This is a genomic window from Hymenobacter sublimis (assembly GCF_023101345.1).
Lineage (GTDB): Bacteria > Bacteroidota > Bacteroidia > Cytophagales > Hymenobacteraceae > Hymenobacter > Hymenobacter sublimis.
Map to the genome: position 1 here is coordinate 4,546,586 of NZ_CP095848.1, position 15,651 is coordinate 4,562,236.

8 protein-coding genes are annotated in these 15,651 nt (G+C 63.7%); all 8 read right to left on the reverse strand.

Annotated features, from left to right (window positions below; all coding sequences use genetic code 11):
• Positions 1 to 10 precede the first annotated feature (10 nt).
• The gene (locus tag MWH26_RS19080; protein ID WP_247975511.1) at positions 11 to 1,792 is read right to left on the reverse strand and encodes a hypothetical protein; all 1,782 of its coding nucleotides are present in this window, start codon (positions 1,790 to 1,792) and stop codon (positions 11 to 13) included.
• A gap of 76 nt (positions 1,793 to 1,868) precedes the next feature.
• Positions 1,869 to 4,160, reverse strand: a complete 2,292-nt coding sequence (locus MWH26_RS19085) for a DUF4175 domain-containing protein (RefSeq protein WP_247975512.1) — start codon at positions 4,158 to 4,160, stop codon at positions 1,869 to 1,871.
• A gap of 29 nt (positions 4,161 to 4,189) precedes the next feature.
• On the reverse strand, positions 4,190 to 5,773 hold the full coding sequence (locus tag MWH26_RS19090) for a BatA domain-containing protein (protein ID WP_247975513.1): 1,584 nt from the start codon (positions 5,771 to 5,773) through the stop codon (positions 4,190 to 4,192).
• A 159-nt stretch (positions 5,774 to 5,932) separates the two neighbouring features.
• Entirely contained in the window at positions 5,933 to 6,592 is a 660-nt protein-coding gene (locus MWH26_RS19095) for a DUF4468 domain-containing protein (protein WP_247975514.1), read from the reverse strand.
• A 67-nt stretch (positions 6,593 to 6,659) separates the two neighbouring features.
• Positions 6,660 to 7,532, reverse strand: a complete 873-nt coding sequence (locus MWH26_RS19100; RefSeq protein ID WP_247975515.1) for a DUF58 domain-containing protein — start codon at positions 7,530 to 7,532, stop codon at positions 6,660 to 6,662.
• Positions 7,533 to 7,788: 256 nt separating this feature from the next.
• Entirely contained in the window at positions 7,789 to 8,766 is a 978-nt protein-coding gene (locus tag MWH26_RS19105; protein ID WP_247975516.1) for an AAA family ATPase, read from the reverse strand.
• Positions 8,767 to 9,259: 493 nt separating this feature from the next.
• Complete coding sequence (locus MWH26_RS19110) at positions 9,260 to 10,231, reverse strand: PorP/SprF family type IX secretion system membrane protein (protein WP_247975517.1); 972 nt, start codon at positions 10,229 to 10,231, stop codon at positions 9,260 to 9,262.
• Between the two features lie 72 nt (positions 10,232 to 10,303).
• On the reverse strand, positions 10,304 to 15,184 hold the full coding sequence (locus MWH26_RS19115; RefSeq protein ID WP_247975518.1) for a DUF8696 domain-containing protein: 4,881 nt from the start codon (positions 15,182 to 15,184) through the stop codon (positions 10,304 to 10,306).
• Between the last annotated feature and the right edge of the window lie 467 nt (positions 15,185 to 15,651).

The window sequence follows — 15,651 nt, forward strand, 5'->3', positions numbered from 1 at the left end:
CGGCCGAGGCCTACAGCTTTTCCTCTACCCACAGCAAGCCAGCGCATACCAAAAACAGCAGGTATCCCCACCAACGAGGCCAAGCCGTGTGGGTAGTAACTGTGGCCTCCGTAACTGACTGCTGGGGTAGCGTGGTAGGCAGCAGCGCCAGCTGACGTTGCCCTTCTTGCTGGGCAATTCCGCGCCAGTGCGCGGGACTGAACACGTAAAACCAGTCGCGGGCAGTTCCGGCCTGGGCCTCGTGCCAGCCGCTGGTTGCCGGCCAGTACGGCGCCGACGCCCACTCCGGCACGTGCTCATCCTGGCGCAAAGCCACCCGGACGGGCGTTTGCGCCGCGGCGGCTCGCAGGCGCAGCGCAGCACTAGCGGAGCCTGTAACCCGAACCAGCAGGGGCGTATGTACGCGCGGCCAGGAGGTAGCCAACTGAATATCCGATGCCGCCGGCGCGGCGGGCACCACAGCCGTCAGCAAGCGGCTCCAATAGGCGCCGTACGCCGACTGCTGGCCCTGCAGCAACCAGGGAAACGTTTCCGTAGCCGTCGTGACAACTACCTGACCCAGCCCAATGCGGCGGGTTGCGGCAACTGGCTGCTGCTGCGAAGTTGTAATAAGCGGCCGCAGACCAGTAGTAGCGCGAAGCGTTGCCGGCAGCAGTGTAGCCAGGCGAGCCGGCGCCTCCGGCCAGGCCAGAAGCTGCGGAGAGGCCATAGCCGCTGCCGGCCGGGGCTGTAGCTGAAACAGACTGCTTCCTCCTGGTAAACTTCGCGGCAAGGCCGGCGCATCCGCTATCAGCAGCAGCCCGCACGTGCCAGTGCGCACTGCCTGAGCAAGGGCAGCGGCCTCGGTGCCGCTTAAAGAAGCCAAAGAGGTAGCATCGGTTATGACAACCTCCACGCGGCCCAGCAAAGGGGAGGTGACGCGCGTGAGGTCTGGGGGGGTAGGGAAGTTAAGAAATTCGGTTTGCGTAAGGCCCCGGCTTAGTCCCGTGCGTAAGGCCACGGCGTGCTGCTGGGACGCTAAGTAGTTCTTCAGAAACCGAACCTCAAACGACGGCGCGGCCGCCAGCAACAGCACGCGCAAGGGCCGGGTAGGACGTACTTCCAAGGGTACTGGCTCCTGAGCCCGGCGCTGGCCATCCTGGCGTGCAACTAGGGTATACACCGCCCGCCCGGTCGTTTTGGGGGTAAAGCGGAGCCGGAAGCTGCCGCGGCCTTTGGGCAGCTGCACCGAGTCGCGGCCCGCGCCCGCGGCCAGCAAGCTAACCCAGGCCGGCTCCCCAGCTTCTCCCTGGTAGTAGCCCTCAATAGACCACGGCTGGCCCAGCTCAGGCTGCCGGGGCCAAGCAGCTGAATGGAAAGCCGCGGCCACGGGTGGCAAATGACTGACGACCTGCAGGCCTTGCAGCGCCGACACGTCGGCGGCGGGCACGCCCTGGCCCAGCACATGCACGGCACGCAGCTGAGGCAGGCGCTGACGTAAGGCAAGCAGATTGCTAAGGGTAGGCGTGTCGGGGGCGGTGGCCGCGTAGCGCCACACGGGCGTACCCGGAGCCAGGCGACCTAGCAGCTGGCGTAAAGTATCCGGCAAATAGGAATCAGTGAGAAGAATAGCTGCCTGGGTAGCCGGATGCTGTTGGGTGCGAACCGGAGGGTAAGCTGCCAGCCAAAGCCCCGCAACTGCTAGTAGTCCGGCTCCTATCCGCAACACCCGCCGTCGGCGGTCAGCCCGGCGCCAGGCAGCTACGGTTAGCGCCACCGCCAGCAGCAGACAGAAAGCAAGAAAGTACAGCATCGGTAAGAAAAAAGGCTCAGCGGCGGGAAATGGGTGAATAAGACCAAGATAGGAACGGGTAGGGGCCGCTGCTACCTCAGCGACTTAGCTCCTGAAGGTAGCGCCGGGCTAGGCGGTTGCTTGGAGCCTGCGGATGGGGCGGCGTAACGGGCGCAGGGGGTAGCAGCTCTGTTAGGGCCCGTTCAATGCCCGGTAGGGCCGCTTCCGGAACGGGCTGCCCAGTGCGCAAGGCCGTGCTCAGGCGGCGTAGCTCGCGCAGGGCGCTGAGGTAGCGACCCGGCTGTTGCAGGGCCGCGCGGGCTAGTTCCTGCCCGGCCTGGTCAAGCGTGGTGGCAGCGCTGGTTGGCCGGTGCTGTTCGCGCAGCTGGGTGAGCACGCCCAGGGCAGCCCGCACCACGGGCTGGCGGGGTGAGGCCGCCACCTGTCGCCGAAGTTGGGGAGCGGCCGTGCCGGCTAGGTCGCCGGTGAGGCGGGTAGTAGCTTCGGGCATGGGCGGGGGCGTAAAGCCCGCTTTTTTAACGTAAGCGCGGGTTTGCTGCTGCACTTGCTTTAGCAGGCGCAGGGCCCGGTACTCGAAGGGCAGAGCCTCGCGGGGCCGACCGGTACGCAGGCGCAACTCGGCTTCCCACATCTGGCTGAGCACGGCTTGCAGCTTGGCCTTTACGGCTGGCTCTAGAAAGTCGGCCGTTTCGGAATCGTCGTGGTGATGGATGTAGGGCTCCATCAGCTCGGCAGTAAGGGCCGCACCGGCCGGGGCATCGGTTGACGGGGGAGTGTGGCCGTGGTCGTGGCCATCATCGGCCGAGTGCCCGTCGGTGAGCTTGGGGGTAGCGGCCGGCGCGGCTTCGGTGTGGTCTTCGGCCACTACGGAGCCCAGGCCCGGCTCCTCGGCCGGCTCATCTGCCACCGGCGGACGGGTAGCGCCCCCAATATTTTCATCGGCCTCTTCGCCCAAAAACTTGCCGTAGCGCATGCGCAAAATCTTCTGGTCGAAGCCTATACCGTTAGCGCGCTCCAGCAGGGTAGGCGCCGGGAGGCTGGCTTGTTCGGCCAGCAGCTTTTCGGTGTCAATGATGATCTGGCGCTGACTGCGGAAGTAGGCCGGCTTGGCATTCACGCCCAGGGAAACATCCAGGGCGCTTTCCTGCACGGTGGTATCCTCCCACTGCACCAGGTACGTGTCGGAGCGGGTAAGCTGCTGGTGAGTGTCCCAGGCCTGCAGGTAGAAATACACCTCGTCGCCGTACGTAAGGCCCAGGGCTGGCAGCCGGAGCAGGTGCTGTACGCTGATACTCGTGGGCTGACCACGCAACGCCGCACTCAGGTCGGTGGCTACTTCCCGAAACTTGACGGCTTCGCCCTGGCCCTGGGCAATGGTGGCCACCAGCCGGGCGCGCGTCAGGCCGTAATCATCCTGCAATTGGGCGCGCACTGCTACCTGCGGGGGGCGCCCAAACTCCACCAGGGTGTAGGCTTTCGGAGTAATTAGGCGAATGGTGGGGGCTTGGTCGGGCTGTACTTCAATGGCATATTCCTCCGAAACCTGCCCCGCAAAGCGCAGCCGGTACAAGGTGGAAGCCGACAGGGTAGCCTCGGCCACGAATTCGGTGGGGCGACCTGGCACCGCGCGCAGGCGCAACTGTCGCCGGCCCAGCTCCAGCACGGGCGGGGTTTTGCCGAGGCGGCTTACCCGCACCGTCCAGCGCACTCGGCTGCCTTGAATGCAGCGGAATGAGGCTTCCGTTGGGGCCAGGGCGGGCCGCCGGGTGTACGCGGGCGGCACTACCCACAAGCGGGTTTCTAGGATGCGGGCCGCCGATTCAGGTAAGGTTGCCTGGTTTTCAAACCGAACCGGTACGGGCTTGCCAGCCGCTGCACTACTCGTAACGAGTCCGGCGGGGCGCTGCCACCAGGCCAGGGCCGCCAGCAGGAGCGCCACGGCCGTAACTAGCAAGGGGCCTTTGAACCGAACAGGAATAAGGGGGGCCGCCGCAGCTAGTTGAGGCAGCCGGCTTACAACCCGCTCCTGCTGCAGCTGCTCCAACAAGTTCAGACTCGTGCCGGGACGTAGGAGTAAGCCTGTGCTGTCTTCCAACTCAGGATGCAGCCGATCCAGGCGGCGGGCTACGTGCTGTAAGGGGCTCTGCCAAATGCGCCACAGCAACCAGCCCAGTCCCACTGCGGCCACGGCGCCGGCCACCGGCACCGCGGGTTGCAGGGCCGGCCAACCCAGGTACGTCAGCAGCAGCAATGCAGCCACCGCCCCGGCTGGCATCAGCAGAACCAAGGTGCGGCGCGCGGCCCAGGCTCGGTGAGCGGCCCGCAGCGCGGTGTCGGGGGCAGAAACAGTGGCGGTGAGCGGACTCATGCGAAAAGGCAGCGGGTTCAGAAATGAATTCAGGCGGCCTGCTGGCTGGGCCGCCGGGAAGCCAGCAGCCGCTCTAGGCCAAACAGTACCCCGGCTGCACCGACCACCCACGGCGCTAAGTCACGCTCCGGTGCCCGGAGGGGCGGCGCGGAAACGGTTGGGCGCTGGGCAGCCGGGCCGGGCTGGAGGTAGGCCAGGGGCATAGGCCGCGGGTCAGAAAAGGAAGAAGCGGCGGTAGTACGAGGCAGCAGCAAGGGTAGGAAAAGTGCCGGCAACTCCGGGCTGTCGGCCAGCTCGCTCCAGGTAGGGTCGAGGCGGGTGCGCAAGTGGTACCAGCCGCCCGTGCCGGCTGCTCGCAGGGAAAGTAGCGGCTGGCCCGTAGCCAGAGGCCAGATATTGGCGGCTGAATTTAGGGCCTGGGTGGTGTCAAGCCGTAGCAGCCGAATGGGCGCGGCGCTGCCGGGGGGCGAAAAACTGCTAGCCACGGCCTGCCCACCGCCCCGGGCCTCCTGCCACACCCGCAACCCTGCCCCAACCCGCGCCGACCAGCTTGCCGGAACGGGTGAGTCGCGCAGCCAGAAAAGCCAGTCCAACGAATCGGTAGCGGCCGGAGCGGTGGTAGTAACGGCTAGCTGCGGTGGTAGCGGCAGCACGGAGCCCGCCGCCCGCAACGCCGCCACCAGCACCCGGGCCGAAGAAGCATGGGCCGCGTCATAGCTTACAGCCAGCCGCGGGGGCCGGTTCAGGAAAGGCAATGATTGGCTGATATTGCGGGCGTTCTTCGTTGTAAACTGCTGCTGCTCCGCATCAAATTGTACCTGCACCCCGGGCCCCAGCCCGGTAATGGGGCCGCTAGTAGCGGGCCACGAGCGGCGGACGCGCCGGAAGGCAATGCCCGTTTCGCCACCGCTAGCCAGCAGCAACCCAAGGCTGTCGGGGTGGGGGCGCCAAGCCGCTACGGGCCACGTCACGGAATCGGGGAGGGGGAGAGGCACCCACTGCACGGCCGCGGGCAAGGATGGGCGGGTGCCCGCGAAAGAGGCCAGCGTAAGCGGCGCTACTACCACCAGCGGCCGGTTTGGCAAAGAATCAGCGGCTTGTTGCGCGGCGCTCCAAAGGTTGAGCGGAAGTGTAGTAGGCGGGGCAGTGGAAATAGAAGAAGCTGAATTGGGGGCTGTGCCTGCCTCGCCGAGCCCCACGGTAGCCCAGGCAACGGGCCCCCCGATGGGTTGGTGGGAACCTAGCCGCCGCAGCTCAAAGCCGCGCCGCCGGAGCGAATCCAGCACCGGCCGCACGGTGGCTACCTGCTCGGGTGTTGCTTCCGCACTAAGCAGCACCTGTCCACGCAGCGGGGGTAGGGGCTGGCGCTGGGCCGGACCTGCCAGGGCTAGGGCCAGTAGCCCCAGAATACCGGCGCGGAGCAAGAACAGCAGCAGTTGCTCCGGCCTGATGTTGCGTAGGCGCCGATTGGCTGCCGCTTCCAGCCACCGCACGCTGCCCACCTGCACCACCCGCCCCGGCCGCCGATTCCAGAGGTAAATAGCCAGCGGTACCACCAGCCCCAATAAGGCCAGCCAACCGGCGGTGGCATGTTGAAAGAAGAGGTGGGGCAAGGGAAAAGCAGTTTCTGGTCAGGCGCCCAGCCGGGCGCTAGGTGCGGAAGAAGGGAACGGGGCTACAAGTAGGTCAAACCGAATCACAGACACAACTTTAACCACGGGCGTTGCGGCTACCCCACCAACTACCAGACAAATGCAGGCTCCCTACTTGCTCTAGAGGCGGGAGCTAACCAGCTCCTGGCTCAGCGAAGCCAACAGCGTAGTCATGGCCTCCTGAATGCCATGGCACTGCTGGAGCATGCGGGGCCGGGGCGCACCCTTCTCCGTATACTGGTCGTAGTCGCGCAACTCCGGCTCCACGGGCTGCCGGTAGGTTTGCGCTTCGCTGGTGCTGATGCGGGAAAACTCATCTTGCCGCAGCCAGCCCACTAGCCCATCCGCCGCTAGCCCGTTGCCCGCATCGACGGCGGCGGAAGTGGTTGTATACCGGGGGTAGCTGATATCCGTTAGCTCGTAGCGCAGGGTGCCCGCCTGCACCCGAAAGCAAAAGCGGAACAGCAGGTTAAACTCCCGCGCAAATTGGTTTTTCTGGGCCGGCCCGTGGGCCCGAACAATGGCCTGACCCATCAGGATGCCCCGACCGGGGTCAGAAAACTTTACCACGGCGTCGTAGTCTTCGAATTGCCGGGCCAGCCACTCCTGCGTCCGGCCGTAGAGTTCAGTGGCGGGCAGGGCCGGCGCGGCCAAGGTGCCCCGGTAACAGATGCGCTGGCTGGCGCTGTCCACGGGCACTACCGGCAGCGGGCGCACGCGCTGGGCCTGAGCTACGTGAGAAATAATGCTGAGAGCAACAAGGAGAAGATAATGCTTCATATACCTGAGGGAATAAGTAGAATATCAGGTGAAGCAAATATTCGACCGAACTTAGGCCATCCACTGCCTACGCGAGGCTACGGCGGCGCAGAAATTCGCGCAGGGCGCTGGTAAGCGGCTCGGCTGTGCTAAGCTGGTAGTAGTCGAAGCCGTGGGTGCGGGCGCGCTGGGCCGTGTCGCGGAGCCACTGCTGCAGGTGCTGCTGCCAGCCTCGGCGCTGCTGATCAGCATCGAGTTGCAGGGTGCGGCCGGTTTCTAGATCCTCGAAGGTAACGGCCCCGCGGAAGGTGAAGGCTAACTCGTTACGGGCCAGCAGGTGCAGCAGCAGCACCTCGCCGGAGGCCGCGCGCAGGCGGGTCAGGAGCCGCTCTATTTCTCCCTCTTCCTCGTACAAATCACTCACGCAGATGGTTAGGGCCGGCTGCCGGCGGGCCGTTAGCGGGGCCAGGGTAGCGGCATCGGGAAAAGAGCCGGCGGCCTCCGCCGTTTCCAGGGCGTGGTAGAGGCGCGGGAGCTGGCGGGCATCGGCGCGGGGCGGCAGGTGGCGCAGGCCGGCCGGGTGCAGAATGGTAAGGGCCACGGCGTCGCCCTGCTGGCTGGCTACGTAGGCCAGGGCCGCGCACAGCAACCGGCCATAATCGAGCTTGGTCAGGCCGTTATCGTCGCGGTGGTTCATGCTGGCCGTGGCGTCCAGCACGAGGTGCACGACTAGGCTAGTATCTACCTCCGACTCGCGCAGGTAGTACCGGTCGGAGCGGGCGGCCAGGCGCCAGTCCAGCCGGCGCAGGTCGTCGCCGGGCTGGTAGGGCCGGTACTGGCTGAACTCCAGCCCCGCCCCGCGCCGACGGCTGGCGTGGGCCCCGTGCAGCAGCCCTTCCGCCGCCCGCTTGGCGGCCAGGGGCAGGTTGTGCAAAGCGTGCAGGTGTTCGGGAGTCAGCATGTTTTAAATAGGGTATGAGGGTAGGAAGGAGGAGAGGGTAGGAGTTGCTGGTTGTTAGATAGGATTTGCTACTTGATGATTATAAACTGTTTACCATTACGGTTGTCATGCCGAGCGTAGCGAAGCATCTCTCCCGCTCGGTTCGGTCATTACTACAATGAAGCGGTAGAGATGCTTCGGCAAGCTCAGCATGACGGCCTTATAGGGTCAGTGAAAACTACTCCTAAAAACTACCCCCAACTTTTACTTTCACCCCTTACAGGGAAACCGCCTTTAGTAGCTCCCGCACGGCGTCATCGGTGGTCAGGTTTTCGGCTTCGGCGTTGAAGTTTAGCAGCACCCGGTGGCGCAGTACGGCCGGAGCCAGCGTCTGCAAGTCTTCCAGGGTAGCGGCGAAGCGGCCGTGAATCAGGGCCCGGGCTTTGGCGCATAAAATCAGGGCCTGCCCGGCGCGCGGACCCGCACCCCAGCGGCCGTAGTCGCGGATGAACTTGACTTCTGAGGTAGCCGGACGGGTAGCGCGCACCAGGCGGTTTACCAAGCTCAGCAGCTCCGTACTAATGCTCACTTGGCGCGTAAGCTGCTGGAGCTGGCGCACGTCCTCGCCACCCAGCACGGGCTGCACCTGCTGGCGCACGGTGCCGGTAGTGCCGCTGAGCACGGCCAGCTCTTCCTGCTCCGTGGGGTAACCAATGCGGATGTAGAGCAGAAATCGGTCGAGCTGGGCTTCGGGCAGAGGATAGGTGCCGCTTTGCTCAATCGGGTTTTGCGTGGCCAGCAGGAAGAAGGGCTTGGGCAAGGCGTGCTCCTGGCCGGCATACGTTACGTGGCCTTCCTGCATGGCTTCCAGCAGGGCCGCCTGGGTTTTGGGCGGGGTTCGGTTGATTTCGTCGGCCAGCACGAGGCTGGCGAAAATGGGTCCCTCGTTGAACTTGAAGGAGCGGTGCCCGGTGCCGTGGTCTTCCTCCAGAATCTCGGTACCCAGAATGTCGGTCGGCATCAGGTCGGGAGTGAACTGGATGCGGCGAAAGGGTAGGTCGGTGGCCTGGGCCAGGGTGCGCACCAGCAGGGTCTTGGCCAGGCCCGGCACGCCTTCCAGCAGGGCGTGGCCCCCCGCGAGCAGGGCTACTAATACTTCATCCAGCACCTGCTGCTGGCCCACAATGACCTTCCCGATTTCCTGTTTGAGCTGTGGTATTTTCTGAAGGAGGCGAGTAACGTCTTGTTCGGTCACGGAAACGGCGTTGAAAATCGGGAGAGAAGAAGGATGCGCTGGGACAAAGTCAGATATAGCGCCGCAAGGATGCGTCGGGCCCAGGGTAACGGCTCATTTTATTCGGCCGCTAACCCATAAACTGCCTGATTAGGTAGCGCCCTGCGCCGCAAGTATCTACTTCAAACCGTAATACGCAACCACTCCCGCTGTTTTCATTGGGTTAGGCTAGCTTGCACCTCTTGCTTTCACCGGGCAGCTTACCAAGGTAGTAAGCTGTAGGAGCTAGGTAAGCAGGACGCAAAAGTCAGCTTCCAAATAAACAGACCGTCATGCAGAGGCGGAGCCAAAGCAGCGCGCTGATGCTAGAGTTACTACCTCAATGGCACCACGCGAGCTGCTTCGGCTCCGCCTCTGCATGACGTGCTTGTCTTAACTGTCAACTTAACCCGGCCGGAACAACTAGTGAGACGCTCGTCCTGTCTATTTGCCTGCTAGGTAGTAGGTTATGATTCTACCAGAACCGGTTGGTACACACCACTTGGGCTTTTTTCTTTAACCGCAGGCCCACCAGTACCTCGTGGCTACCGCCGTGGTAGCCCGCCAGTTCGGAAAGACCGGCGTCGTAGGAATAGCCCACCGTCAGCTGCTCGTAGCTTAGCCCCACCATGCCCACCACCGAGTCGAAAGCCCGCCACGATGCGCCAACCCAGAGTAGATCCTGGTACTTGAGCTTGGCGTTGATATCGAGGGAGAGCGGGGCAGGGTTCACGGCCTTCACCAGCACGGAGGGCACCAACGACCAATCGTCGCTGAGGGGCACCCGCACCCCGGCCGTGGCAAAGTAGTGGCGCTTCAGGGTGTTGCCCGTGCCCGTACCTTCCCCGTTGAGCTCGTAGGAGAAGTCGAGCTTGTTGCCCAGCAACTGCGCTCCCGAAATGCCCACGTAGAAGTTAGAGCTGTACACCCACAGGCCAATGGAGCCATCCAACACCCGTGAGGCGGCGCTGCCCGCGTAGGAGGTCGTGTCGTAGAAGCGCAGCTGCTGCCCATCGACGGCAAACTGCTGCATGCCCGCCGACACGCCCAGCGCCGCCCGAATTTTAGGAGTCAGCACCAAGTTGTAGGCGTAGGAAAGGTAGGCGCCGGTGCGGCTCGTGGGGCCGGTTACGTCGCGATACACCATGCCGCCCACCGCATGGAACGGTCGGCGCCGGTCGTGCAGGGTACGTTTGCTGGTGCTGCGCCATTTGCCTAGCGAGGAGCTGGCCGTGAGGTAGTAGGTTTTGGGTGCGCCTTCCAGGCCCGTCCACTGGGTGCGGTAACTGGTTTTCACGTCGATGTAATCCTCCACGCCGGTAGTACCCGGGTTGAGGATGTAGTTATTGTTCATGTACTGGCTGTACTGGGCCTGCTGCTGGGCCAGAGCCGGCCCGGCCGCCAGCAACAGCAGCGGAAGTAGCAGTAGAAGTAGGGCTTTTTTCATAGCAGAAATTGCCGTAAAGTCTTGTCGAAAAAAGTACCCGGCCAGACCTCCTGAGCCCGGCCGGGCGCTTCGTTAATACAGAATGGTAATGGACCCGCTGTAGGACTTGCCCAGCGGACCTTTCGTGACGACCACGTAGTAGTAGGTGCCCACTGGCGCGGGCTGGCCGTTGATGTCGCCGCGCCACTCGTTGGCCCGACCGTAGTTGTTGGCCGAGAATACCCGGTTGCCCCAGCGGTTGAACACGCTGACCGTGTTGTCGGGGAACTGCTCAATGAACTCAATCTGCCAGGTGTCGTCGCGCCCGTCGCCGTTGGGCGAGAAGGCGTTGGGAATGCGGATGGCCGGCCGCACGGTGATAGTCACCTGGTCAGAATCGGCGCAGCCACCGGCCCCGGCCGAGAGGGTGTAGGTCGTTGTTACCCTGGGCGAGGCCACGGGCCGCAAGGAGTCGCCCCGGAAGGTTAGGCCCGCCGCGGGCGTCCAGCGCACGGGGTAGGTACCATCGGCGCGGCCTTCCAGCGTGATGGAGGTACCGGCCAGAATCTCCCGATCGGGCCCTGCATCCACGTCAACTGGTGGCTGAATCTGAACGGGTATGCCATTAGAAACGGCCGTTACGGGCTGGGCGCAGATGTTGGTAGTGCGCAGGCGCAGGGTCACGATCTGGCCCGCGCGCAGGGTAGTGCTGGTGAATACCGGGCCCGTAGCCCCGGCTACGTCACTGCCGTTCACCTGCCACTGATAGGTGGGGGTAGGTCCGGCCTCCGTTACGTTGGCAATGCTGAAGGTAAGCGGGGCGCCCAAGCACACGGGCCCGCCCGGCTGCACCGTAATCGTGAGGGTGGGCTGGGGCGTAGGGGTGCGCGTAACGGTGACCGTGGCCACGGCCGGACCCGTGCTGCACAGCCCCGCCGTGGGCGTCACCTGCACCCGCACTTGGTCGCCGGTTACTACGGTGCTGCTCGTGAAAGTAGGGCCGCTGGCTACGGCCACGTTGTTAACAAACCACTGGAACGTAGGCGCAGTACCCGCATTGGTTGCCACAGCCGTGAAGGGCAACGGTGTGCCGGGACATTGCACGGGCGGGGTAGCCAGGGTCACGGTGGGCGTCACTAGGGGCGTCACCCGAATCGTTACGACGTTGGAAACCGCCGTGGCGCAGGTGCCCGTGCCCGACGTTACCCGCCGCCGGAAGTAGGTAGTGGCTTGCAGCGGACCGGGCGCAAACGTTGGGGTAGTGGCCCCCGCAATAGCCGACCAGTTCGAGTTGTCCGTGGAAGATTCCCACTGGTAGGCAAACGTGCCGGTGCCACCGCTGGCTCCACCGCCGCTGAGCGGATTAGGCGCAGTGCCCGCGCAAACGTCCTGATCGGCGCTGATGCTACCCGCAAGAAGCTCGGGCAGCACCGTCAGCACCACGGAAGGCGAATACTCCGGCCCGCACGCCCCCGATGTTACCCGGCGGCGGAAATACGTAGTAACCGTGAGCGGACCGGGGGCGATGGTTTCGCCGGTGGCACCCGCTACTGCCGTCCAGGTCGAGTTATCCAGCGAAGATTCCCACTGATAGGCAAACGCGCCCGTACCGCCACTGGCGCTGGCTGTGCTGGTGAGCGGGGCCGGGGTGGCCCCGGGGCACACCGTCTGGTTGCTGCCAATGGTACCGGCTGTGAGGGCAGGCAGCACCGTGAGCGTGACAACATTGGAAAAGACCGGCCCGCAGGGCCCGGTAGCTACGCGCCGCCGGAAAAAGGTAGTACCCGTCAGTGGGCCAGAGGCAAAGGTTTCGCCAGTGGCTCCGGCAATAGCCGACCAGTTCGAGTTATCCGTGGATGATTCCCATTGATACGCCAGCGCGCCGGTGCCGCCCGCAGCCGGGGCCGTGCTGGTGAGCGGGGCGGGGGTAGCGCCGGGGCAGAGCGTCTGGTTCGAGCCGATAGTACCGGCTGTCAGGGCGGGCAACACCGTAATCAGGACGGAGGAGGAGTACTCCGGTCCGCAGGCTCCCGACGTAACCCGGCGACGGAAATACGTGCTAGCCGTGAGCGGGCCCGGCGCGTAGTCGGCGCTGGTCGCTCCGGCTATAGCCGTCCAGGTCGAGTTATTCGCCGATGATTCCCACTGGTAAGCGAATGTGCCCGTACCACCGCTGGCCCCGGCTGCGCTGGTGAGCGGGGCCGGCGTTGCACCCGCGCACACAGTTTGGTCGGCGGCAATACTGCCGGCAACAAGCGCGGGTAGCACCGTCAGGGTAACGGCAGGCGAGTACACCGGCCCGCAGGCACCTGACGTCGCGGCCCGCCGGAAGTAAGTAGTAACCGTCAGTGCGCCAGGCGCGAAGGTTTCGCTGGTAGCTCCGGGTATGGCGGTCCAAGTAGTATTGTCCGTGGATGATTCCCATTGATACGCCAGCGCGCCGGTGCCGCCCGCAGCCGGGGCCGTGCTGGTGAGTGGGGCGGGGGTAGCGCCGGGGCACAGCGTCTGGTCCGAGCCGATAGTACCCGCTGTCAGGGCCGGTGCCACGGTGATGGTAACCACATTGGACACAACCGGAGCGCAGGCAGTACCTGAGCTTGCCCGCCGCCGGAAGTAGGTAGTGGCCGTGAGCGTACCGGGCGCAAACGTTGGCCCGTTGGCCCCGTTAATTGAGGCGAAAGTCACATTATCCGCCGACGATTCCCACTGATAGTCAATGGTGCCCGCGCCACCCGTCGCTGGGGTTTCGCTGGTGAGGGGAGCAGGCGTACCACCCGCGCAGATGCTTTGGTTAGCGGCAATGGTACCGGCCACCAAAGCCGGCACCACCGTTATTGTCACAACGTTGGAAGGCGTGGTGGTGCAAGCCCCAGAAAGTACCTGGCGGCGGAAATAGGTAGTAACCGTTAGTGCGCCAGGCGTGAAGGTCTCGCCCGTAGCGCCGGATATGGCCGTGAAAGTGGTGTTATCCGTCGATGATTCCCACTGGTAGGCGAACGTGCCGGTGCCGCCCGTGGCCGGGGCCGTGCTGGTTAAGGGCGCCACGGGGCTGCCGGCGCACACGGTTTGGTTGGCGGCAATGCTGCCCGGCGTCAGGGCGGGCAGAACCGTAATGGCTACCGAAGCGGTAGTGCGGGATTCGCAGTAAGGACCTGACTGGTCAGGCAGCAGCAATTGTACCCGCCGACGGAAATAGGTTGTGCCGACTGGCAGCGAGCTTGGGGGCGTGTAGGTAGGACCATTCGCTCCAGTAATAGCCGTGAAAGTGGTGTTATCCGTCGAGGATTCCCACTGGTACCTAAGCGGCAGGTCGGCGTCGCTGGAAGCACTGGCGATGCTGGTAAGAGTGGCCGGCGCAGTGCCGGCGCACAGTGTCTGAGGTGCCGCAATGCTACCCGGTACCGGCAAGTCCGGTACCTGAATAAGGCCTGGGCTTTCACGGCAAAAGCAGTCGGTTGTGATGCGCAGCGTTACGGTGTAGTTGCCGGGCGTAGCGTACGTATGAACAGGATTCTCTTCGGTTGAGGTAGTGCCGTCGCCAAACGTCCATAGGTACCTCTTATTATCGAAGTCAATGGGCGGGGCCGTGAAAGTAATCTGCCGACAACCCGTTATCTCCGCGCTGGGCCCCACGCGCAGCAAGGAGCTTTGGTTGAAGTTGACCAGGCCCAGGCCACTCAGGCGGCCGCCCAGCTGCAGGCTGTCGTCGGCGTAGCCGACCTTGGCTCCCAGCGAGTCTGGATAGGAGATGAAGCCCAGCGCAGGCTGGTTGTCGCGGGCCACGTAAATCTTGCCATCGGGCGCGGCCTGCAGCGAGCCTAGGTCGGCCGGAGTCTTCTGTTTGAGCGGAATGTCCTGCTTGGTAACTGGCCCGCGGCCGCTGATATCGAATTGCAGCAGCTTGGGCGGGTTGCGCACCGTGGCATAGAGGTAGCTGCCGGGTGAAAACCCCACCCCATAGTATTTCCCTTCGCCGCTGTCCACGATGTACGGAACCTGTGGGTTGGCACTCACTTGGCCCGTGCTGGTATCAAAGCCAAACAGCTCAACGGTGCTGCTGCTGTCGCCTACCACTTCGCTATAGCGGGCCAGGGCCAGCCGCTGGCCATCGGGAGTCACCTTCATCTGGCCTTTGTAGCCCAGGGCCGACACGCTCGGCGCGTGCAGGCTGCCTACCGTGGAGGGAATCGGCGCGTCGATGAGAACCGGACCTACATAGCCGGCTGCTTGCCGCACGCGGTAGGCCAGAAAGGCGTCGCCCCGGTTGTCATTGCCGGACTTGGCGTCGCCCCAGCCGTGCGTAATAACCCAGATATCACAGCCGTTTTTATGAAATACGCCCGTGAGCTTCTCTGCCGTGCCGCGGGCCAGGGGCGTGTTTTTGGTGGCGGCCACCACGGTGCCCGGCCCACCACCCGCGGGAATAGTTATTTCCGAATAGCTCAGGCCCACGGTGCTATTCAAAGTGAAGAGCAGGTAGCGCGTTGGTTGGCCCGGCTGCGGGATGCCCGGCATCTTAAGGGGTAGGGGGCCATCGGTGGTGAAGCGGTTGCCGGCCAGTCCCGTGCCGTTGGTCATCACCGTACCGTCGCCGTTCCAAACGGTTTCGCCGTTGCTGTAAAAAAGGATTTTACCGTCCTTATCCGACATCACCCCCGAGCCGGCGGGCGCATCCATCGCTCCATCAGTGAGTACTTTCGGAAGAGAGTCGGCCGAGGCCTGGTTGAGGTCCAGCCCCGCCTTGAAACCGAAGTACCATGTGTTGGCAAACTTCTCATCGGCCGCGCACTCCGGCGAGGACGGCGTGGTCTGCCCCAGGGTTGTGGTGGTGCCACTCAGCAGCAGCAGCGCCAGCAGCCAGGCTGCCGGACGCATCTGCCCGCTCAAGCGCTGGGTGCAGCCGCGTAGCAGCCGACTAAGCGTGGATATAATAAAGAGCTGATTATGAGTGCGGTACGATAGTTCTGCGCGCATAGTGGGGCAGGTGAGTGGGAGGACGGGGAAGCAGGTAGGCGGTAAAAAAAGTAGCACTAACCGCCTTGCAGAAACGGAGCCTAATGGTCAATTTCTGCAGAAAAGAGCTGCTAGCCGGTTTCAGTAAAGCTACACACTGTTGGCCAGGTTTGTGCAACCTAATGTCCGAATAGTGCTAGACGAAGTTCTTGCCCCTTTACTTCCGCCTCATTGAACTGGAATGCAGTATCCAGGCCCCACAAACAGTCCGGTAGAAGTAGGAGATAGAACCATCATGCCGAGCCGCTCGGGCGCTGACGTTCCCCTAATAAGTAAACGATTGAAGCGGGACACTTAGTATCCGGTTCGGGTGACGAAACATATGCGTCAAACCCAAGCTCAAGTTCCTGCTCTTTTTCAGTTAGAGCCCATCTTAAGTAGGAAGCCCTAGGTCTTGGTTGTTAGTGCGAGCTAGCTAACGGCACAAG